This window comes from Aliikangiella marina, from assembly GCF_007004765.1.
GTDB lineage: Bacteria > Pseudomonadota > Gammaproteobacteria > Enterobacterales > Kangiellaceae > Aliikangiella > Aliikangiella marina.
Genome location: NZ_VIKR01000006.1, coordinates 382,490 through 404,979, shown reverse-complemented (window position 1 = coordinate 404,979; position 22,490 = coordinate 382,490). Strand labels below are relative to the sequence as shown.

General features: G+C 41.1%; 18 protein-coding genes and 1 pseudogene. 9 read left to right on the top strand and 10 right to left on the bottom strand.

Translation table 11 applies throughout. The features are described 5' to 3' along the window. Positions 1-831: transposase (locus FLL45_RS22860; RefSeq protein ID WP_185964580.1), on the top strand; the 831-nt coding region annotated here is incomplete at its 5' end. Between the two features lie 615 nt (positions 832-1,446). Here FLL45_RS22860 and FLL45_RS21305 read toward each other — a convergent pair. Together FLL45_RS21305 and mobA (FLL45_RS21300) are read right to left on the bottom strand one after the other, a co-directional pair. After that, a complete protein-coding gene (locus FLL45_RS21305) occupies positions 1,447-1,713 on the bottom strand; it encodes a hypothetical protein (RefSeq protein WP_142944072.1) in 267 nt (88 codons plus the stop codon). Between the two features lie 449 nt (positions 1,714-2,162). Then, positions 2,163-2,756: a molybdenum cofactor guanylyltransferase MobA gene (gene mobA, locus FLL45_RS21300; protein ID WP_142944071.1), complete on the bottom strand. Its 594-nt coding sequence runs from the start codon at positions 2,754-2,756 to the stop codon at positions 2,163-2,165. Between the two features lie 148 nt (positions 2,757-2,904). On the opposite strand from mobA (FLL45_RS21300), the gene FLL45_RS21295 reads away from it, so the two are divergent. Beyond that, the gene (locus FLL45_RS21295; RefSeq protein WP_185964579.1) at positions 2,905-4,887 is read left to right on the top strand and encodes a pyridoxal phosphate-dependent decarboxylase family protein; all 1,983 of its coding nucleotides are present in this window, start codon (positions 2,905-2,907) and stop codon (positions 4,885-4,887) included. A gap of 90 nt (positions 4,888-4,977) precedes the next feature. Here the strand turns inward: FLL45_RS21295 and fnr are convergent, their stop codons facing one another. The 4 genes from fnr to FLL45_RS21275 form a co-directional block, all read right to left on the bottom strand. Then, complete coding sequence (gene fnr / locus FLL45_RS21290) at positions 4,978-5,706, bottom strand: fumarate/nitrate reduction transcriptional regulator Fnr (protein WP_342778789.1); 729 nt, start codon at positions 5,704-5,706, stop codon at positions 4,978-4,980. Positions 5,707-5,824: 118 nt separating this feature from the next. Next, on the bottom strand, positions 5,825-7,315 hold the full coding sequence (hemN, locus tag FLL45_RS21285; RefSeq protein WP_142944068.1) for an oxygen-independent coproporphyrinogen III oxidase: 1,491 nt from the start codon (positions 7,313-7,315) through the stop codon (positions 5,825-5,827). A gap of 162 nt (positions 7,316-7,477) precedes the next feature. Next, complete coding sequence (locus FLL45_RS21280) at positions 7,478-8,272, bottom strand: glucosaminidase domain-containing protein (RefSeq protein ID WP_142944067.1); 795 nt, start codon at positions 8,270-8,272, stop codon at positions 7,478-7,480. A gap of 186 nt (positions 8,273-8,458) precedes the next feature. Beyond that, positions 8,459-10,498 carry a diguanylate cyclase gene (locus FLL45_RS21275; protein ID WP_142944066.1) on the bottom strand — a complete coding sequence of 680 codons (2,040 nt, stop codon included), beginning with the start codon at positions 10,496-10,498 and terminating at the stop codon, positions 8,459-8,461. A gap of 502 nt (positions 10,499-11,000) precedes the next feature. Between FLL45_RS21275 and FLL45_RS21270 the strand changes: the two genes are divergently transcribed. From FLL45_RS21270 to FLL45_RS21245, 6 genes are all read left to right on the top strand, one after another. Then, entirely contained in the window at positions 11,001-11,639 is a 639-nt protein-coding gene (locus tag FLL45_RS21270) for a TetR/AcrR family transcriptional regulator (RefSeq protein ID WP_185964578.1), read from the top strand. A gap of 103 nt (positions 11,640-11,742) precedes the next feature. Next, positions 11,743-12,465, top strand: a complete 723-nt coding sequence (gene pepE, locus FLL45_RS21265; RefSeq protein WP_142944064.1) for a dipeptidase PepE — start codon at positions 11,743-11,745, stop codon at positions 12,463-12,465. Continuing rightward, a complete protein-coding gene (gene cmoA, locus FLL45_RS21260; protein ID WP_142944063.1) occupies positions 12,462-13,190 on the top strand; it encodes a carboxy-S-adenosyl-L-methionine synthase CmoA in 729 nt (242 codons plus the stop codon). The genes pepE and cmoA overlap by 4 nt, the downstream gene beginning before the upstream one ends. Before the next feature lie 6 nt (positions 13,191-13,196). Beyond that, complete coding sequence (gene cmoB, locus FLL45_RS21255) at positions 13,197-14,183, top strand: tRNA 5-methoxyuridine(34)/uridine 5-oxyacetic acid(34) synthase CmoB (RefSeq protein ID WP_142944062.1); 987 nt, start codon at positions 13,197-13,199, stop codon at positions 14,181-14,183. Between the two features lie 190 nt (positions 14,184-14,373). Continuing rightward, a complete protein-coding gene (locus FLL45_RS21250; protein WP_142944061.1) occupies positions 14,374-16,017 on the top strand; it encodes a Na/Pi cotransporter family protein in 1,644 nt (547 codons plus the stop codon). A 623-nt stretch (positions 16,018-16,640) separates the two neighbouring features. Beyond that, a complete protein-coding gene (locus FLL45_RS21245) occupies positions 16,641-17,945 on the top strand; it encodes a cyclic di-GMP phosphodiesterase (protein ID WP_142944060.1) in 1,305 nt (434 codons plus the stop codon). 34 nt (positions 17,946-17,979) lie between these two features. Here the strand turns inward: FLL45_RS21245 and FLL45_RS21240 are convergent, their stop codons facing one another. Both FLL45_RS21240 and FLL45_RS21235 read right to left on the bottom strand, forming a co-directional pair. After that, on the bottom strand, positions 17,980-19,758 hold the full coding sequence (locus FLL45_RS21240; RefSeq protein ID WP_142944059.1) for a DUF885 domain-containing protein: 1,779 nt from the start codon (positions 19,756-19,758) through the stop codon (positions 17,980-17,982). Between the two features lie 95 nt (positions 19,759-19,853). Continuing rightward, positions 19,854-20,138: pseudogene (locus FLL45_RS21235) on the bottom strand (molybdopterin-binding protein); the annotation flags it as partial. On the opposite strand from FLL45_RS21235, the gene FLL45_RS21230 reads away from it, so the two are divergent. Then, complete coding sequence (locus tag FLL45_RS21230) at positions 20,046-20,417, top strand: hypothetical protein (RefSeq protein WP_142944073.1); 372 nt, start codon at positions 20,046-20,048, stop codon at positions 20,415-20,417. The pseudogene FLL45_RS21235 and the gene FLL45_RS21230 sit on opposite strands and share 93 nt — an antisense overlap. 615 nt (positions 20,418-21,032) lie before the next feature. Here FLL45_RS21230 and FLL45_RS21225 read toward each other — a convergent pair. Together FLL45_RS21225 and mobA (FLL45_RS21220) are read right to left on the bottom strand one after the other, a co-directional pair. Continuing rightward, complete coding sequence (locus FLL45_RS21225; protein ID WP_142944072.1) at positions 21,033-21,299, bottom strand: hypothetical protein; 267 nt, start codon at positions 21,297-21,299, stop codon at positions 21,033-21,035. 449 nt (positions 21,300-21,748) lie between these two features. Further along, the gene (mobA, locus tag FLL45_RS21220) at positions 21,749-22,342 is read right to left on the bottom strand and encodes a molybdenum cofactor guanylyltransferase MobA (RefSeq protein ID WP_142944071.1); all 594 of its coding nucleotides are present in this window, start codon (positions 22,340-22,342) and stop codon (positions 21,749-21,751) included. Positions 22,343-22,490: the final 148 nt, after the last annotated feature.

Here is a 22,490-nt window from a genome sequence, read left to right as displayed (position 1 = left end):
CAACGAATATTACAGCTCGCTACTATCTTCTCTATCGAAGTTTACAGTTATGCCGTGATGCATAACCATTATCATCTAGTGATTTATTCTGACCCGCTCGGACCGTGTCAGTGGAGTGATTTAGAAGTCGCAGAGCGCTGGCTACAACTGTTTCCTGGTAAACTAGATAACCCTCAATTTAAACTCCAGCGAGAACTCAGACTACAAGCTATAGCCAATGATGAAACACTGTTAGCTGAGTATCGACAACGCTTGGGCTCAATCTCATGGCTCATGCGCTGTATAAATGAGCCTATTGCTAAACGCAGTAATCAAGAAGACTTTGTCAAAGGACACTTCTGGGAGTCTCGGTTTACCTCACAAGCCTTATTAGACGAATCGGCTGCTTTGACTTGCATGGCCTATGTCGACCTTAACCCCATTAAAGCAGGGATAACCGATAAACTGGAAGAGAGTGACTATACCAGCATTCAATCACGAGTAAGCTCGATGACCGAAGAAACATTAAACCAAGTAGTAGAGTCACTTGCAGGTAAGGTCAGACAAAGAACCATGGTAATGCCGCTAAAAGACTATATTGAACTGGTTGAATGGACCGGCCAATCAATCATTCATCCGGATAAAGCCACAATTCCCACTCACTTAAAGCCGATATTTCAACGGCTCAATATCAACCAGGATAATTGGCTCAATCAAGTTAATCATTATGGTCGTAATTACTACCGCGCTGTTGGGCCCCTTCATCTTATTCAATCGTTTGCTGATAAACTGAAATCAAAATGGATTAAAGGTGTTTCGAGTATTCGGAGCTTGTACCTCTCCACTACCTAAGTACCAACGATAACATAACCTTGGATTTATTCTTAAACGAGAAGGTTATCGATTACCTGAAAATCGACCAGTTCGCTAATTCAAGCTTTAAACCAATAAGTTTTTCACTCGCGTAGTTTAATTTAAATCGCCTTGATACTGTCGTTAAGGAATATTCGCAAGTTTGTGTAAGTCATTTGCCTAATTGTGGCTGTCTTTATTGAGAATCTTTATTTTCAGTTGAGTAGTTTAATTTAAATCGCCTTGATACTGTCGCTAAGGAATATTCGCAAGTTTGTGTAAGTCATTTGCCTAATTGTGGCTGTCTTTATTGAGAATCTTTATTTATATTTGTATTAACTAAATTAAGATAGGATGTCAGCTCTTCTTATTTTCTGACTAAAAAAATAGGAAAGATTAATTCTAGGCTAGCATCAACTAAGTTATAGTTAGTGACCCCGCCTGTAACAAAGTAATCTACTGCCTTCTTCTTCGAATATTCACCTGGCTAGAACGGAAATATTGCGCTTTAAGTCATAACTAATGGGCGCGATTTGATCTTATGGCATTATTTAAATCAATGCACTATCTGTTAGCGAATAAGTTACATTCGCTAACACCGATGTTTTGCTAAATTTAGTCGGATAACCGCTCTGAAATTCTACGATAAGCTTCCTTAACTTCTTCACCGACAATCTTAGCTTTCGCAATGAACTCATCTGAAGTTTCTTTAGTATCGTCGGCGATTTCCTTGGCCTTACTTTTAATGTCATCCCACTTTTCTTCGGCCTTCTCAAACTCGTCTTTAGCCTCCATCGAGCCAAGATGTAACTTTAATTTTAACTCATCGCGCTCAGTTTTGAGCTTTTCAATTAAACTTTCAAAGTCTTCTTGCATTGACATAATCAATATCTCCTTTAGCTTTTGAATTCAATTTTTAATCAGAAATTAACCAGAAAAACGCTAACCAATAACCTAAGTACTCTCAAACCAAGCTTCTTCGCGGTAAAAATCGAGAGCGATCATTAACTAGATTTTCCGCTCCATAACATCTCGTTATTTGCAAGTTTAGATGTATTCTACCGATGGATATTGATCTCGATCATCGTGATGCCCCTCGACTCCTTAAGCGAGGTTATCTGATTGTCAGTCTTAGGAAATAAAGTTGACGATGCGTTTCATAAAGCGACAAAGCCTATAAGCTCCCCCACTTTTCTTTAGAAAGAGCACATAACATTTTCTATTCAATCTCACTGGCATCGAGAAACGTTATCACTCAAGAGAAATCGCTTAAACAAATATTTAGCAGCCCAGTACTCATTTAAAATCTTGATTTCAAGAGAGTCATTTACTTAAGTATTATAATCCGACAAGTTATTTAAATTTGCGAAACAATCTTCCGATAAATCAGTGACTATTTTCTTAGCACGCACTTCCTGTAAAAAATCTTTTACCCGGGCACCGCCATTCGCCAAATAACTATTGAGACGTTGAGAGCAACGCTTATTGATTAGCATGGTTAAAAAATGAGAACGCTCTTTTGTTGCAAAATAATAAACTGAAAATTCATCATTTAGTGGCTGTACAATTCGCTCGATAAAATCTTTCGGTAGATTCGGTAAATCAACAGGATGAACAAAAACCCACGGTGAGGTTGCTTTTTCTAATCCTTGTTTGACTCCATGCAAAGGTCCTAAATGACCAGCGGAGTCATCGCTAACGACCGCAAAACCTAATCGTTGATAGTCATCCAAATTGCGGTTTGCCGATATGATGATATCGTCGACTTGACCTTGCAACCATTCGATTTGCAATTCTATTAAAAGACGTTCCTTGAAATGCAGTAATCCTTTGTCTTTACCGCTGACTCGCCTGCCCTCACCACCCGAAAGTATCAAACCGGTAATACTTGTTTTCGTAATCGCCACTTGCAACCAATTTCTCATTCACCCGTATTCGGTAAAAAACAATAACATCAAATTGACCTACGTCAACGTCGTTTTACTTAAAAATCAGCAAACTAGAGCCTAGTTAACTCCGTCGTTTTAAACTCGACGCGCAAACCTCTGAATTATCAGTATTATGGGACAGTCAATGAGTCAGCCTCAAGTCGATGCAGAACAGACGATTCAGCAAGATCTCAGCTTTTTTAGCCCGTTTTTTATCGGTGCACATGGCGAAAACAGTGATGTACTGGAAGAGCTCCTGGTAGAATTTGTCAGGGATCATGTATATTGGCGACGAAATTTCCACCCGGAAGACATCCGACCAATATCACCTCAAATGACCCACAGTTCAGATTATCAGGATGCAATCGCGAGACTTCGCGAAGAATTACTCTCATTGACGAGTAATCTCAAACGGACAGTGCCGATATACAGCCCAAGATACTTAGGACATATGGCGTCTGACCTGATGCTGCCTGCGCTCCTCGCGCAACTAGTTACTACAATATATAACCCTAACAATAGTTTTAATGAAGTTGGTGAAACGACCATCAACATGGAACTCGAGGTGGGTAATCAGTTTGCAAAACTCTTTGGCTTTAATACGGATCCACAGCGTTACCCTTGCGCATGGGGACATTTGACCAGCGGCGGTACAGATGCCAATTACGAAAGCTTGTGGAACTTTAGAGCAGTAAAGTATTACCCTGTCGCTTTAGTTGAATCTTTAAGAAAAGCCGATCTATCGATCGAAATTAACGATCAAAAACTCAAATCTCCAAACGATTACACACCGTGGGAGCTAGTTAACTTTTCAATCGAAGAAGTCTTAGAGTTTAGGCGTTTGATTTTCCAAAGCATTAAACAACGCTATGGAGATATTACGTTTAAACGGTTTTCGCAACTGGTTGAAGATAACCGTTTAGAAGCTTTGGGTCCCGCTCAATTTTTCGCCCAAAACTATCGATATCACCAGCCGGTAGTACTAGTTCCGGCGACTGCTTACCCATTTTGGCAAAAAGCGATGCGTTTACTCGGTTTAGGCTCGGCTTCACTGGTAGAAATCCCCTTAACGGGCACGATGCGGATGGATGAAAATGAGTTAGAGCGTATTTTAGAGAAGCTGAGAACTCAGAATATTCCTGTCCTGGCTGTTGTTGGCGTTTTAGGTACGCTCGACTTTGGCACAATCGACCCTATTCATAAAATCGTCGAAATTCGCGATAAACTCGCTCTAGAAGGGCTGAGTTTTTATATTCACATTGATGCTTCTTGCGGTGCCTATGTCAATTCGCTATTTACTGATCAGGAAGGCAATAAGGTCAGTCGCGACCAAGTAGCAAACCAGCTTAAATACTTTCCCTCGGAATCAGTTTATGATGCATTTACGGCACTTTCTGAAGTCGACAGCATTACAGTATCACCGCACTCTTTTGGTTATCTTCCACAAGGAATTGGCGGTTTTATCGCTCGGAATCGAGATGTAGTCCGACTCCTCAATTCTAGCCAACAAGATCCTTTGATCAATTCAAAGGATTTGGACATGCTAAGCCTCAGTCGGTATATTCTGGACGGCACAAAGCCAGGCGCAAACGCCGCCTCTGCTTATATCACTCATAAGGTATTGCCGCTTAATCATGAGTATTTTGGTCGTATCATTAAGCAAACCATAGCGGCTGCCGAATACCTCTATGACAAGCTATCCCATCTGAAAAAAGAATTAAAAGACGTTGCAATTTTAGATGTACCATTCGAACCCGATACCAATCTAATTGTTGTCTCTATTAACCCTAACGGAAATGTTCTATTAGATAAGATGAATCTGTTTATGGAAAAGTTAGTAGAGAAATTATCGCACAATCCATTGCACTCAGTACAAACCAATGAATTTCTCTCCTCATGCTCCCATTTGGCTTTACAGAACCTCACTGAAGTTGAAAGACTTGGTCTGTTCAAGAAGTTTTCACTCGACGATCAGGACGCTTTATACAACCCAGAGCAAAAGTTGCACTTGCTTCGACACACTTTGATGAACCCGTGGATTAGCTCGAATAACAATGGAACTAACTATCTTGATGATTATTGTCGATACCTTAAGTCGGCAATCACTGACACGCTCGCACAAATCTAAAAAAATGTCTAGTTTCGAGAAACTATCTTACCGGTATAAAAAAACGCCTTCGAAGAGGCGTTCTTTTAATTCTGATAAATCATTGACGAGTTACACGTGACAAGCAGTCCCTGCAAGCTCACCTAGGCCATCTCTATCCACGATACTAATATACCGGTCTTGAATAGCAATCAGGTTTTGTTTCTGTAATCGCGTCACCAATCGACTGACAGTTTCAACGGCTAATCCGAGATAATTGCCGATGTCGCCTCTTGTCATCGTCAACTGGAACTCTTTTTCGGATAATCCGCGTCGCTTAAATCGCGCCGATAAGTTAATAATAAATGCAGCAAAGCGTTCGTCTGCATTCTTTTTACTGAGCAGCATCATTAACTCTTGCTCATCGCGAATTTCACCACTCATCACTCTAAACAGCTGGCTTTGCAGCCCCGGAATATTGCGAGCGAGCGATTCGAGCTTGTCAAACGGTATCGAGCAAACTAAAGAGGTTTCAAGCGCTTTAGCAAAGCTCGGGTAAGCGGTACTAGAAATCGCGTTGAGTCCAACCATTTCTCCCGGCAAGTGAAATCCTGTGATTTGTTCAGTCCCATCAGAGCTGATGGTATAGGACTTAATACTGCCCGATCGTATTGCATGAATCGAATCAAATTCATCGCCGGCGTGAAACAAAAACTCGCCTTTTTTCAATACTTTCTTACGTTGAACGATATTTTCTAAATATTCAATCTCAGACTCGGCAAGCATCATGGGCAAACATAACCTACGTATGCTGCATGTCTGACATCTGACTTCGCTGTGAAGCGCGCTGTTAGAAGACACTTTCAATCAAATTCCAGGTAGTTGGCTTGTTATTATTATCTGATTTTAAAGCAATATCTGACAAAATCCATCAATATTGATGAATTTTGTCAGATTTTATCAAGTTTATCGCTAGCGTTTATATCACTTTAGAAAATCGTTTAATCACCTGCATTTCGTTAAGGTAAGCGTCGAAGGCCATACAAATGTTTCGAATCAGCAACCTGCCTCGCGAGGTAACACGTAAAAAACCGCCAGTATCATACACCAGGCCATCTGTAATCATTGGCGCTAGCAGTTCGAGCTCTTTCGCAAAATGATCGTCAAAAACGATATCAAACTGAGCATTTATCGTATTTTTATCGATTTCGAAGTGACATATCAGAGAAAAGATAACTGCTTTGCGGAGTTTATCTTCCATTGTCATTCCAACACCTCGCCAAGTTGGCAGAAGGTCTTGTTCTAGCAACTCATAGTAGGATTCAACGTCTCTAACATTTTGATGATACTGCGCACCTAATGAGCCAATTGATGATACACCGACGCCGATAAGCTCGTATTCCTCATGCGTTGTATAGCCTTGAAAGTTTCGATGTAACACCTGGTTTTCTTGAGCTATTGCCAGTTCATCATCAGGTTTCGCAAAATGGTCCATTCCAATATACACAAAGCCTACCTGTTGCAAGCGTTCCATAATAAACTCAAAAATCTTGAGTTTCTCGACAGCAGAAGGCAAATCATGGTCACTGATTCGTCTTTGTGGTTTAAATCGATGTGGCAAATGTGCGTAATTAAAAACCGAAATCCTGTCAGGAGAAATCCTCGCAATCAGCTCGAGCGTGGATTTGAAAGTCGCTAACGACTGGTGAGGCAATCCATAAATTAAATCGACGTTAATTGACTGAAAACCATGTTTTCTTGCCTCTAAAATCATATCCTGAGTCATTTCAAATGACTGCACTCGATTGATCGCTCGCTGGACTTTCAAATCAAAGTCTTGCACACCGATGCTCATGCGGTTAAAACCAAGCGATGCCAGTTTCGCGACGTCTTGTACTTTTAATGCTCGAGGGTCGACTTCAATCGATATCTCGGTCGAGTCTTCATCTGGGATATCAAAACAGTTTCGAATGGTCTCCATGATTCGGGTTATTTCTTGCAAGGTCAAATAAGTCGGCGTTCCGCCACCCCAATGAATCTGTCGCAAGGTTTTGGCTTTGAGATGTTGTGCGACGAGCTTAATCTCTTTGATGAGGTTTTCAACGTATCGCTCTGATTTATCTCTATTTTTGGTAATAATTTTATTACAGGCGCAGTAGTAACAGATATTCTGGCAAAATGGTACATGGATATATAATGACAAGGATTTCTGCGGGTCTATTCCTTCGAGACAAGTAATATAATCATCCCGTTGATACACCTCTGAAAACTCTAAAGCCGTCGGGTAAGACGTATACCGAGGTCCAGAAATGTCATACTTCTGCAACAGTGACTCATCCCATTCAAGCTTTACGGGTTTCCGCGCGAGCTTTCTTATTACCTTTTGTGAATGCGAAAGTTGCGAACTAGCGGTAGTTTCAAGAATCGGTTGTTTAGCGGGTAATTGGGTATCCAAAGACGACTGCTCCATAGGATATTGTTTTAATGGGGCAACAATACCAATTTGGTCAAAATGAGCCGTGATCTGGATCAGCTCGTTAGAGGTCTCTTACCTTCTCATCACCGATCGCACAGATTGTCTCTGGAGGACATCAATTATTTCGCGAGATCCGATTTAGATGCACAGTCGTCGTTACTCAAGATTATTGTGGCGAATCATGGTCTTGAGTTCTTCAACATATTCTCCGCGTCGCTCAGAATATTGCTCCAGACCATCAGCCAGCCGAGTTCCGGTCAACTTTTGGCCATTGTTTCTTAACTGATGACGAATGATCCGGAAATCACGATAAGCTGAATGGGTGTTGAGGTTTCGCATATAACTGACGATTGATGCTTGCGGAGAGTCAAACCGCCTTACTTCATGTTTAGCATTGGCAGCGCGACTTTTGGGAACCAACCCACATCCTTTTGTGTAACACCACTGGCCAAACAAATTATTAGCTTGCTTAGCAAAGCGCGAGGTTCCCCACGCGGATTCGTTTGCTGCTTGAACCAGTACAAGTGATTCGGGTATCACGTCAATCCGCAGCTTCAAAGCTTCTATTGTTTCATCCGGGTTAGTGGCTTCAACCCGGTATCGTTTCGCTAGTCGCTGCAATTTTCTGTGAGGCGAACGGTGATGATCACCGATTTTACCAATATCAGATTCGATTGATGCTAAGAACGCCTTGTCGTAACGAATTCGTTGATTCTCTTGCCGAATGAATGGCCTTAAGTAATCAAAAAAAGCTTGTTTTCTCTCTGCAACTTGAGTGATCGATGTAAAATCTGGCAATGCCTCTGAAAGAGGCGCTTCTATCGCATCGGGGATAGCCTGCCAACGATGGCTATTTAGCATCAAACCAATCAGTAAAAGAGTCAGTATAAGGACGACGACAATTGTCTTATCAGTGTTAATCTTCTTATTTATCGTGGTAAAGACTTTCATTAGCAATATCTCATCGAATTAATACTAGCTCGGCGAGGATATCATAGAAAATCCTTTGAGTAATCTATCGTGTTGGCGTTGAATAGGCGTTCAAAACTAAAGCAAAAACAACATGATTCTCCTTGCGGCATGCCCCAGGCAATATAGCCCCTCAAATGAGCTCAGCAGACAAGTTGTCACTGTGGGTCAAAGCGGCTTCTTAGTGTAGGCATACACTCGGTTTTTACCGCGATACTTAGCTCGGTAAAGCGCTCTGTCAGATTTTTCGATTAATTCGGAAGCACTTTCTGGGGCGGGTGACTTAACCGATGTTAAGCCGATACTAATCGTTAGCCTTCCCAAAGGCGAGCTGGTGTGAGGGATGTTCATTTCATAAAGTAAACGTCGCATCCGATCAGCGGCTTCAAATGCGCCACGCATATCAAGTCCAGGAAGAATGACAACAAACTCTTCGCCACCAAATCGAGCGACAAAATCGGCAGCGCGCTGGAAGGATGATTCTAAAGTTCGAGCCACTTTTTGTAAGCACTGATCGCCACCTAAGTGGCCGTAAGTATCGTTATAATCTTTAAAGTTATCAATATCACACAGCATGATAGACAGGTGGCTATTTTCTCTTGCCGCGCGGCCAATTTCGGTTCGTAATACCTGATCAAAGTATCGGCGATTTGCGATTTTAGTCAAACTGTCGAGATAGGCTTGCTCTGATAATTTGCCATGGGTTTCGATTAGCTTAAGGTGAGTAGATTGTCTCATTTCCTCATATTTTTTTCGAACGATGGCTTGATTGATAACCTTCGCGAGCTCCTCAATATTTTGCATATCTTCATTTTGCCAATGGCGACCGGTACGCTGGATGTCAAAACCAACCCATCCGTAGACTTGCGACTTGTGACTGAGCGGCACAATAAAGCTTGATTCGGCATCGACAGTCGCCAAATGTTCGGACAATCCCAGATTCTCCGTTATTTGCTTGATTTTGACATTGTATTTAGGGGTTAGCAAAAGCGGTCGACACTCAGCAAGCGATTGAAACTCACTGGCATCGGGATAAATCGGTATGTTGCGTGAAAAAGTCTTAAGCGTTTCTTTGTCAGCGGACCACTCGTATGAAAGTGTTGCTGCCCTGCGCGCATTATCCAAACGGTAAATATACACCCTCTCACACCCCATAAAATGAGCACTAGTTTGGAGTAGCTCTTTGATAACTTTGGAAAACTCATTAACCGGTAAACTTATAAACCTTTTAGCGAATTCATTTAAATGATGTTGCCACTTTAGTTGGGCAACATGACTCGCCTTATCATCTAGACTGTGCGTGATGTCTTGAAGGGTTAATACATAGCCAGGTTGTCCACTGAATTGCATGGGGCGCATAAAACAACGAACCGGCACGCCCTCTCCTTTGTAAGTAATCACGATTGACTCAAAATCTTTTTCATTGATTTGATCCAGTGAATGAAGCGTAACTTCCGATAACCCCGCAGAGACTTCACTGTAGAGTTTTGGTGAGAATAAATCTTTGATGAACTGACCGTTGAGGGCTTTTTTCCCATAGCCAAGAAATTGCTCACAGCTGGTATTTGCGACGATAATCTTATGTGCTTTGTCAACGAGCAATACGTTGCCAGGGATGTTGCGGATTAAACGATTAATAAACTGATTATTTTGAGTTTTCCTTCTCGGACGCTTGTAGGAGGACAAGGTCTGTTCAATAAAGTTTTGTCCCTCTGTACGCTTCGCCTGCGATTTTGCGACTAATAATTCAAGACTCGAAGATACTGCTGCGAGAAAACGTTGCTCACCAATCGCAAGCGAAAAATAATCACTAATCCCAGCCTCCATCAATTCACCTGGAATGGAATTTTGAGAACTTTTGGAAGAGATAACAATGATACGGGTATCAGCGGAGACTATTTTGATTCTCTTAATCAGGGCTGCCAGTTTATTCATCAGCGTCTGAGGATGAACGTCGTTATTCGCCACCTCAATAAAACTGTCACTTAAAAACAGTAAGTCAATGTGGTTGATGATAAGCTGCTGAGTCAATTCATCGCCGTCATTAATGGTGAACGACTCACAATATTGAAGATTTATTTGGCTGGCGAGTAACCCTTGGATGGCAGTATCTTTTTCAGCAATCAAGATTTTCGGCTTGAGTGAGCGCTTTGATGAAGCTTTACTAGCAGCACCCGAATCCTTTTTATTATTCTTTCCTGCGATCATTATGTGATCACGTACCCCTTCCCCCTGCTGCGCTCCTGCTTTTAATGCATTCCAATGAGAGAGCTTTCTGGCTGGTTTTGATTGTTTTAATAATCAAAAATCTATACGGATTTAACGGTGAATGCAACACGGATTGGTTTGCTTTGTTCGGCACTTAGATAATTTTCTTATCGTGATACTTTAAGTATGTTGTTCAGGTTGTTGATTTATAATTATTCCCTTCCGCGATAATTTTTATGACACCGGTGAAATAATTCATTTAATTTTTCGCGAATAATTTGATCTTGTTACAACGCTGAATTTTAATAATGTTGATTTTGGTAAAAATGACAACGGTCGCACAAACTTAAAATGAGATTTTGTGTCAAATTCACACTAATTTTGTCCGAAAAATGTCAATTTTACACAGAAAATTGGCCAAGCCTTAATCTATAATTTCGTGAACTTGCAGGAGGGGAAGACCTAGCAAGATAAATAATAAAACGATTGGGGCTAAATGACAGTGAGTGAAGTAACTAAAAGACCAGGGAGACCCTCCCTGTCTGAACATCAAAAACAGCAAATCCGTGACGATATAATCAATATCGCGAGAGATCTGTTCGTCAATCATGGATACGAGAACACCAGTATGCGAAAAATTGCCGCTCAGGCAGGTTTCGCACCAACCAAAATTTATTACTATTTCGAGAACAAAAAAGAAATCCTAAGATATTTTTGGGAGGATATCTCGCAAGCGCTTTGGAATCATTGTGAGCCTAGCGAAGATGTGTTAGCAAAGCCGCCTATCGAGATCCTGCGGCACCTCATGCATAAATCGGTGGAGTATTGGCTGCAAAACCCAAAGAGTTTTCAACTGGGCATTGCAACCCAAGACCATGAGGCTGAGAGTAAGGACAACTTCAACATTTACGAGTCATCAGGCACTGGTAAGTATATTGAATTACTGTACGACTGTGTTCAACGTTGCATCGATCGCGGCGACTTTAGGGTCACTAACAAACAAATCGCAGCCCAGGTCATCACCTTGTCGATTTATGGGATCTATGGCTCTTTCTATGGCCTTCCTATGGTGAGATGGGAAGACAAAGACGAACTCATCAACACCGCCATCGACAATACATTACGCGGCCTACAAAATTAATGCGCCTGCGCTTGAGCGTTCTATCGAGCGCTCAAGCTAGTCGATTTTCTAAAATCCTAGTAGAATACGCGCTTTCTCAGCGTCGAATGAATCTTCTGCACGGATGAAACTTTTACTACTCAGCAGCTCAAGAGCAGGCAATACGGGTTATTTAGCGCATGCTAACCACCTGATTAAGTCGCATTTGAACAATGAAATTGAGCAGCTATTATTTATCCCGTTCGCTGGCGTCACGGTAAGTTACGATCAATATGCTGCCAATGTAGGCGGCTATTTTAGTCAACTAGGCTGCCATCTGACATCCATTCACAACTACAAAGATCAGAGAGTCGCTATTGAGGAAGCACAAGCGATTGTTGTTGGTGGTGGTAATACTTTTTGTTTGCTAGAAAGCCTTTATCGGTTGGATTTGCTCATGGCTATTAAACAAAAAATCAGCGATAACACGCCTTATATTGGCTGGAGTGCCGGTTCAAATATCTGCGGTCCGTCGATTAAAACTACAAATGATATGCCGATTATTCAACCACCTTCTTTCGATGCTTTGGGAGTGTTGCCGTTTCAAATCAACCCACACTACTTTGACGGCTCCCCTCCGGGTCATAACGGCGAGACCCGCGAGCAACGGATCGCAGAATTTTTGGTTAAAAACTCATCCACTAAAGTTATTGGGCTGCCTGAGGGTTCAGCGCTAGAAAGAACGCAACAACAATTAACGCTGGTCGGAGAAAATACGGCTTTTTTGTTTTCTCACAAAATGGGTCGGCAAAAAATTCAGCCAAATACCGATTTGAGCTACTTATTGCAGAACGGGTACAAAAAATGAGTGATAAACCAGACACTTTGTTTTCCTCACCAGTAAAAGCAATGCCTTTTGCTTTTGACCAGAAGGTCGCCGAAGTCTTTCCGGATATGATCAAACGTTCTGTTCCCGGCTATCCGATAATGATTAAACATATCGAAAAGTTCGCCAGCAAATATGTCAAACAAGGTACAAATTGCTACGACTTAGGTTGTTCGCTCGGCGCGGCCAGTTTAGCGATGAGTCAGGGTATTCAGCAAAATGGGTGCAAGGTAATAGGCATTGATAACTCAGAAGCAATGCTTACCCGTTGCCAACAGCATATCGACGCATTTAAACATCAAACAGAAATCGAGTTACATTTAGGTGATGTTACTGACTTTCCAATGTCTAATGCTTCCATGGTAGCGCTCAACTTTACGCTCCAATTTATTGATAAAAACAAACGAGTTGAGCTGTTAACCGCTATCTACGAAGCCCTCAACCCTGGGGGAATACTTGTATTATCTGAGAAGGTTTCTTTCGATGATCCACAAATGAATCAACTGATGATAGATGTTCATCATGAGTTTAAGAAAGAAAATGGCTACAGCGATCTAGAAATTAGCCAAAAAAGGAATTCACTCGAAAATGTCCTCATACCTGAAACATTACCCGAGCACCTAAAACGACTAAAAACAATCGGCTTCAAGACTGCTGATTGCTGGTTTCAACAATTTAATTTTATGTCTATAGTGGCAATCAAATAGTTGCAAATGATCGACTTTAATCAATTAAAAAACGATATAGCTCGTACTCCAGTTAGCGGAATAAGTGAGTTTTTAGAACGAGCAGTTGAACAAAAGTACCAGGAATATACCCATGGAGAGCTTGAACAGTGGACCACTCTGATCGAGGGTTTGCCAAAATTAGAAACTCGAGTGAGCGATCTTACAAGTGGTGTGTCAATCGGTGATAGCGAAGCCTTAGCGCAGCAGCTGGATGAGACACAAAAAGAAAAGTTTGTCGCCGACTTAAAACAACTTCACCCTTGGCGAAAAGGTCCGTTTAATTTATTCGGTATTCATATTGATACCGAGTGGCGTTCTGATTGGAAGTGGGACAGAATCATTCCGCATTTATCCGATTTAAAGCATCGTACAATACTCGATGTGGGGTGCGGCAATGGTTATCACTGCTGGCGTATGTTAGGCGCAGGCGCTAAGTTTGTGCTCGGCATTGACCCCTCACAAAAGTTTCTCGCACAATTTGCGATTATGAAAAAATACTTAGGTCCTCAGCCAGTACATCTATTACCTCTCGGCATCGAGGATATGCCTGAAGATATGCCAAAATCAGGCTTTGATACGGTATTTTCTATGGGCGTCTTGTACCACAGACGATCGCCAATCCAACATATACTCGCCCTCAAGAACCTTCTCGGTAGAAAAGGCGAGCTCGTGCTGGAAACTTTGGTAATCGATGGCGATGAAAATCAGGTTCTAATGCCTTATGACCGATATGCCCAGATGAGAAATGTTTGGTTCTTGCCTTCAGTTAAGGCACTCGAACTATGGCTAAAGCGCTGTGGTTTTCAATCAATAAACACCGTGGATGTAACTCAAACGACCATTCATGAGCAACGAGCAACCGAATGGATGCATTTCCATTCCTTAGAGAATTATCTCGACCCGGAAGATCACGATAGAACCTTAGAGGGCTACCCTGCACCCAAAAGAGCAACTGTGATTGCGAGGGTGTAACTGTAAGAATTCTGTCAGATAACAAGCGCACAAACCTTGAGAGATAAAAGCGCTACTACTCATACAACTTCGGATTATTGTTTGTTTTAAGTCAATAGACTTAGCGATAACATTCGTTATCGTACGCAGTAACTGGCTCGAGTAAACCGACTCTTGCCAAGCAACAAATTAATTCGGAAAGCATCGTTAAATGAATTTTGTACTTTTTATATCCGGCATTGTGATTTTTATTTTCGCAATGAAGCAACTTGAAGATGCCTTATCCAATTTAGGCAGCCGCTCTCTCAACAAGGCACTTTCAAGTCAGACTGATACGCCGGTTAAAGGTATATTGTTGGGAACTGCTGCGACAGCCGTTTTGCAAAGTAGCTCTCTAGTGGGGTTAATCACCCTGGCATTTGTCGCCGCATCAATCATTCCTTTTCGCAATGCAATCGGTATTATTCTTGGCTCAAACTTGGGTACTACCTTTACCGGCTGGATTGTCACGATTATCGGCTTTAAGTTAGATTTGGCTGAATATGCATTTCCGATCATGGCCGCTGGCTCGATGTTAATTATCCTTGCAGACCGTTCGGCAAAGATTAAATACGCAGGCATGGCATTTTTCGCCGTCGGTCTTTTATTGGTCGGCTTATCCTTGATGAAGGATGGTATCGGCTTTATCACTGAGCTTGTCGATATAAACGAGCTAAAAGATATGCCGGTAATTTTCTTTTTTATTCTCGGCACAATACTAACTGCAATTATCCAATCCAGCTCCGCTACAATGCTGATTGCATTGTCCGCGCTCAACGCCGGTATTCTTGAACTTCCGATGGCAGCAGCATTGATCATAGGGGCCGATTTAGGTACTACCAGCACTGTGATGATAGGCGCGCTTTATGGTGCAACCAGTAAAAAGCAAGTGGCGTTAGTGCATTTTGTGTTTAATTTGGTGACTGATCTTTTGGCTCTCGCTGCCATTTCCTTTTTGCTTTATTTGGTGGCCGACATTTATGGTTTTACCGATCCCTTATTTTCGCTCGTCGCGATCCACACCAGTTTTAACCTATTTGGAATATTGCTTTTCTTACCACTGATAAATCGCTTAGAAACGCTGGCCCTAAAAACCTTTCCCCCGCCAACGGAATCTCGCTTAAAAATTGAATCTGTCGACTACAAAATAATCAATGCGGGGTTGCTTGCTGCGGAAGACGACATTAAAAACCTAATGATTCAAACGATGCGAGTTAACAGCGAAACACTAGCTTTTGATCACTCAGTATTTGAGGATAATCTGGACGATGTCCTCAAGCAGTCTGCTGGCACAAGTGATTACAATGCGTTAAAACGCGCAGAAGCAAAAATCACTAAATATTTGATAAGCATTCAGAATTCAATAAGCACTAATGCTGAGTCGGAGAAAGTGCTCCAGTTATTGGTTGCGCTTCGAGACACGATATATGCCGCCAAAAGTATTAAAGATATTCGACAAGACGTCGAACAATTTTCTGAACAGCTTGAAACTGGAGACGGCGCCTCGCATTTGGTTATCCATGCTTTGCATGAAAGCTATCAACATATCGTAGACTGGTTAAAAACTGATGATATCCCAATTAGTCAACTCAACATGATGTTTGAGCAATTAAGTCGAGCCCATGGAGAATATAACAAGTTGATTTATCAATTAATTTCGACTGGAGAGTTAGAAAGAGAAGCCGCTTCAACGAGTTTCAATATCAACCGAGAGATTTTGTTATCTGGCCACTCTTTACTCAATGCTGTAGAAAACCTACTGTTAGAACCTACCAAAGCAAGAACACTCTCTGAAGTCATAAAAACAGAACGCTAGCGAACTATCTTGTAACGGTGTTAAAATTATGTGCCTGACGGTGTATAGCAGGACTAGAACACTTATTATATGACACTGTATATGACGCTGTATATGACGCTGCGCTTGACCAACATAATCGTAAGACTGGAAGGCAAGTTAATAAAGCTTGATTATGGCGAATTTGGGCAAATGTTAAACATTGCTTTTTGTCAATTACCGCGAGATAACGCGCTAATTGAAAAATATCTCATAAAATACACAATAAAATACTTAAAAATTACCAAATTCAGTCGATATAACTACTAGTTTTGAGATTTGGTAAAGAAATGAGTCAAAAATTTATAAGATACTGAGAAGATGATTTACTGAAGATAAATTACTTTAAATGACACCGCTATCTTACTGATAATAATATTTTTTTATTAAAACAGTGTACTAAAAATAGCGTAAAATAACGTATTTGGTAGACACAAAACATAGGTAACTTTACATCTCGTTTTGCGACAAATAAAGGCAACTCATACGATAATGTGAACTTGTTCCGCAATTTATTGATTTTTTGCGCTATGATTAACACTACGTCAATTAGGAATATGTTTGTTGTTTCGGGATAAACGAGAGTAAATGAGAGGCACCCGTTAATGCATATCACCACCCAGGAAATTCCAGTCCAAAACTTAGAGATAGGCATGTACATATCTCGCCTGGACGTGCCTTGGGTTCAGACGCCCTTTCCTATCCAGGGTTTCAGAATAACCAAGCAGGAAGAACTTGACCTCCTTTCTCACTACTGTAACAAAGTCTATGTCGACCAATTCCTAAGCACGGTTGACGTTCAATCGCGTTTGGTCTTATCGCCGAAGTCGGGTAAAGCCGAGGCGGAAGTTGTTGATCCAAAAATCATCCGCATGATGAACGAAAAAGCGCGATTCAAACCACGTGTTGAAAATTACGCGATTACTGGTCGACTGAAAAAAGAGGTAAAAGTAGTTTCTCAAACATACGAGCATATTGTCGCACAAATGTCTGCTATCTATCACGATGCGGAACACAACGGATATGTCAACATTTCAGAAGTTCGCAAAGCTTCTGCAGAAATGGTCAAGAGCATTATTAAAAACCCTAATGCTCTCGCCTGGTTATGCCGCATCGGAATCGAAAACGAAGCGCTTCATCAACAAGCGATCCGAAGTGCCGTGTGGGGCATGATTTTCGGTAGACATTTGGGACTATCCCGTCATGATTTACGCGATATTGGTACAGCACTTCTTCTAGCACCTATCGGTAAATGCAAGCTCCCGAAAGAGCTACTATACAGCCGTCAATCTACAGAAGAAGAAAATGCATATAAACAGCATATTGATTACACACTAGAAGAAACCACAAAAATGTTCTCTAGCAGTCATCAAGTAAATTACATTTTGTCGGCCTACTGCGAAAGAAATAACGGCCGAGGCTACCCTAGAAACCTTGTTGGTAATCGAATTCCGTTTTTAGCGCGCGTCGCAGGCTTGGCTGATTATTACGAACAATTGATTAATCCGTATCCTGGCGCAGAAGCGATGACACCTGCAGAAGCTATTTCGCATCTTTACAGTACTCGCGGCCAGTTATTCCAAAGAGAACTTGTTGAAGAGTTTATTCAAGCAATCGGCATCTACCCTACCGGTAGCTTGGTGAAATTAACTAATGACTCAATTGGTATCGTTGTTGAGCAACCCGAAAAATCGCGATTAAGACCCCGAGTTGCTGTTGTTAGGGATCATATGAACATCTCTATCGACAAACCCAAGATTGTTAGCTTAGCTGATAATCCCGTTGACAGATATGACATGCCAATGCAAATCGACCAAAGCTTAAGAAGCACAAGTACTGATATCGATGCGCACGAACTACATGAGAAGTTATTCGGTGGCAAGAGCTGGTTATCGTTTTTATCAGTATAGCTTCTCGAGCAACGCATTTAAAATTGAAAGGCGACTAGTTAGTCGCCTTTTTCATTTGGTGATGCTTGATAAAACGATCAATTTCCTGCTCCAATATCGGTAGCGGAACGGAGCCGTTTTGTAGTATTGCATCGTGAAACAATCGAATATCAAATTTTTCACCCAACATTTTCTCGGCCTTTTTCCTTAACTCGAGAATTTTTATTTCACCTAATTTGTAAGACAGGGCTTGCCCAGGCCATGATATATAACGATCCACCTCAGTTCGAATATTATGCGTCGATAAAGCCGAGTTTTCCTCTAGCAACTCGATGGCCTGTTCTCGGCTCCAACCTTTTGCGTGAATTCCGGTATCTATAACTAGTCTCGCGGCACGCCACATTTCATAACTCAAGCGACCAAATTCGCTGTAAGGATCTTCATAAAATCCCATCTCAAGACCAAGCCTTTCACTATAGAGTCCCCAACCTTCTCCAAATGCAGAGATATACGAATAACGTCTGAAGTTTGGCACATTCGTTAGTTCTTGATTGAGGGCATTTTGCAAATGATGACCTGGTACAGCTTCGTGCAAAGTTAATGCTTCTAAGACGTAGAGTGGCCTTTTATCAAGTGCATAGGTATTCACCCAATAAACTCCCGGTCGCTCACTATCTAAAGGGGCAGAAAGATAGCGGCCTGTCGTATATTTAGGCGCAATCGCATCAGGAACCGGCTCAACGGCATAAGGTTGTCTTGGCAGTTTAGTGAATAGCTTAGGAAGTTGACCATCAGCTTTTTTGGCAAGGTATGACGCTCTGATAATTAAATCTTGGGCGGTCTTTGCATAAAATTGCGGCGACTCTCGAAGAAACTTCAGAAACGCTTTAAAGCTACCATCAAAGTTTGCTTGTTTAATCACCGTTTCCATTTCACTACGAATTCTCTTTACTTCATTTAAACCAATTTGATGGATTTCATCAGCCGATAGCGCTAAAGTTGTGTAATGATCGATTTGAGCGCCATAATAGGCCTTTCCATTCGGAAAGTCGTAAGCGCCCAAAGATTGTTTGGTTTTTGGTATATAAGTGTTTTCAAAAAAGTCATAGAGTGCTTTAAAGGCTGGAATCAATTTATCTTTAATTACAACTTTCGCTTCTGCTTTTAATTTTTTCGCATCGTTTTGATTAAATGATTCGGGCATCGATTCAAACACTTTCCAAAAAGCAGAATCCTGCCACCCCTTCTCATAAGCCGCTAAAATAACATCGGTAAATCCTTTCATGACCACTTTTGGCATTGAGTAACCGCGAGCTAATCCTTTTTCCATATTGCGTTGATTTTCTGCAAAGAACTCTGGCACCGCCTTTAAGCGCTCGAGATAATTTTGATAATCCTTTATATTTTTTAAAGGGATCGAAGTGTGCATGCGCATGATCGATGTATGAAAACCAGAATCTGAAAGAAAAGGTATCTGGTATGTTTGATATTCGATTTCGCTTATCCGTCTCTCTAATTGGCGCTGAAAAATTTGATAGTTAATCTGATCTTCTCTTGCCAACGCTTGGTAGTTAATCTTTTTCAGGTCTTCCAAAAACTGTCGGCTTTTATCGGCCCAAGCTTGATAGGCTGCTTCCGAGACGTCTTGCAGCAAATGGTTCTTGTCGGAAAAACCCATTCGCGTCGACAACATCGGAGAACGATCGACTCTTGCCTGCCAATCCTCCTCGAAAAGCGCATGCAATTGACTCGTCGCTTGATTGGATGAAGCATGAGTTTGAGTTGCAAAACCCAAAGCGACCAATAAATAAATAAGCAATGCTTGGTGTTTCATTTTTATCCAGACTCCCAGATTATTATTTTAATTAATATTTTCCAAAACCTATCAGTGAGCAGACAACCGATGGACAGCAAAACACGATAAGTGAACTAGCGATTGGTGAGTAGCTTGACGAAATTACAGGGTTTATAATTTGAGTCTAATTGTTGTTTTATTATTTTACTCCAACCTGTCTTGCATGCACCGCTAGAGCCGGGCAAGCAAAAAATGACGGTATTGTTGGCTAACCCACCAACTGCCCTACTTTGAATAGTGGAGGAGCCAATCTCTTCAAAAGAGACTTGTCGAAACAATTCACCAAAGCCTTCGATCTGTTTATCGAAAAGCGGAGCGACAGCTTCTGGTGTCGAGTCTCGACCAAAAAATCCGGTTCCATGGTAATGCCGCTAAAAGACTATATTGAACTGGTTGAATGGACCGGCCAATCAATCATTCATCCGGATAAAGCCACAATTCCCACTCACTTAAAGCCGATATTTCAACGGCTCAATATCAACCAGGATAATTGGCTCAATCAAGTTAATCATTATGGTCGTAATTACTACCGCGCTGTTGGGCCCCTTCATCTTATTCAATCGTTTGCTGATAAACTGAAATCAAAATGGATTAAAGGTGTTTCGAGTATTCGGAGCTTGTACCTCTCCACTACCTAAGTACCAACGATAACATAACCTTGGATTTATTCTTAAACGAGAAGGTTATCGATTACCTGAAAATCGACCAGTTCGCTAATTCAAGCTTTAAACCAATAAGTTTTTCACTCGCGTAGTTTAATTTAAATCGCCTTGATACTGTCGTTAAGGAATATTCGCAAGTTTGTGTAAGTCATTTGCCTAATTGTGGCTGTCTTTATTGAGAATCTTTATTTTCAGTTGAGTAGTTTAATTTAAATCGCCTTGATACTGTCGCTAAGGAATATTCGCAAGTTTGTGTAAGTCATTTGCCTAATTGTGGCTGTCTTTATTGAGAATCTTTATTTATATTTGTATTAACTAAATTAAGATAGGATGTCAGCTCTTCTTATTTTCTGACTAAAAAAATAGGAAAGATTAATTCTAGGCTAGCATCAACTAAGTTATAGTTAGTGACCCCGCCTGTAACAAAGTAATCTACTGCCTTCTTCTTCGAATATTCACCTGGCTAGAACGGAAATATTGCGCTTTAAGTCATAACTAATGGGCGCGATTTGATCTTATGGCATTATTTAAATCAATGCACTATCTGTTAGCGAATAAGTTACATTCGCTAACACCGATGTTTTGCTAAATTTAGTCGGATAACCGCTCTGAAATTCTACGATAAGCTTCCTTAACTTCTTCACCGACAATCTTAGCTTTCGCAATGAACTCATCTGAAGTTTCTTTAGTATCGTCGGCGATTTCCTTGGCCTTACTTTTAATGTCATCCCACTTTTCTTCGGCCTTCTCAAACTCGTCTTTAGCCTCCATCGAGCCAAGATGTAACTTTAATTTTAACTCATCGCGCTCAGTTTTGAGCTTTTCAATTAAACTTTCAAAGTCTTCTTGCATTGACATAATCAATATCTCCTTTAGCTTTTGAATTCAATTTTTAATCAGAAATTAACCAGAAAAACGCTAACCAATAACCTAAGTACTCTCAAACCAAGCTTCTTCGCGGTAAAAATCGAGAGCGATCATTAACTAGATTTTCCGCTCCATAACATCTCGTTATTTGCAAGTTTAGATGTATTCTACCGATGGATATTGATCTCGATCATCGTGATGCCCCTCGACTCCTTAAGCGAGGTTATCTGATTGTCAGTCTTAGGAAATAAAGTTGACGATGCGTTTCATAAAGCGACAAAGCCTATAAGCTCCCCCACTTTTCTTTAGAAAGAGCACATAACATTTTCTATTCAATCTCACTGGCATCGAGAAACGTTATCACTCAAGAGAAATCGCTTAAACAAATATTTAGCAGCCCAGTACTCATTTAAAATCTTGATTTCAAGAGAGTCATTTACTTAAGTATTATAATCCGACAAGTTATTTAAATTTGCGAAACAATCTTCCGATAAATCAGTGACTATTTTCTTAGCACGCACTTCCTGTAAAAAATCTTTTACCCGGGCACCGCCATTCGCCAAATAACTATTGAGACGTTGAGAGCAACGCTTATTGATTAGCATGGTTAAAAAATGAGAACGCTCTTTTGTTGCAAAATAATAAACTGAAAATTCATCATTTAGTGGCTGTACAATTCGCTCGATAAAATCTTTCGGTAGATTCGGTAAATCAACAGGATGAACAAAAACCCACGGTGAGGTTGCTTTTTCTAATCCTTGTTTGACTCCATGCAAAGGTCCTAAATGACCAGCGGAGTCATCGCTAACGACCGCAAAACCTAATCGTTGATAGTCATCCAAATTGCGGTTTGCCGATATGATGATATCGTCGACTTGACCTTGCAACCATTCGATTTGCAATTCTATTAAAAGACGTTCCTTGAAATGCAGTAATCCTTTGTCTTTACCGCTGACTCGCCTGCCCTCACCACCCGAAAGTATCAAACCGGTAATACTTGTTTTCGTAATCGCCACTTGCAACCAATTTCTCATTCACCCGTATTCGGTAAAAAACAATAACATCAAATTGACCTACGTCAACGTCGTTTTACTTAAAAATCAGCAAACTAGAGCCTAGTTAACTCCGTCGTTTTAAACTCGACGCGCAAACCTCTGAATTATCAGTATTATGGGACAGTCA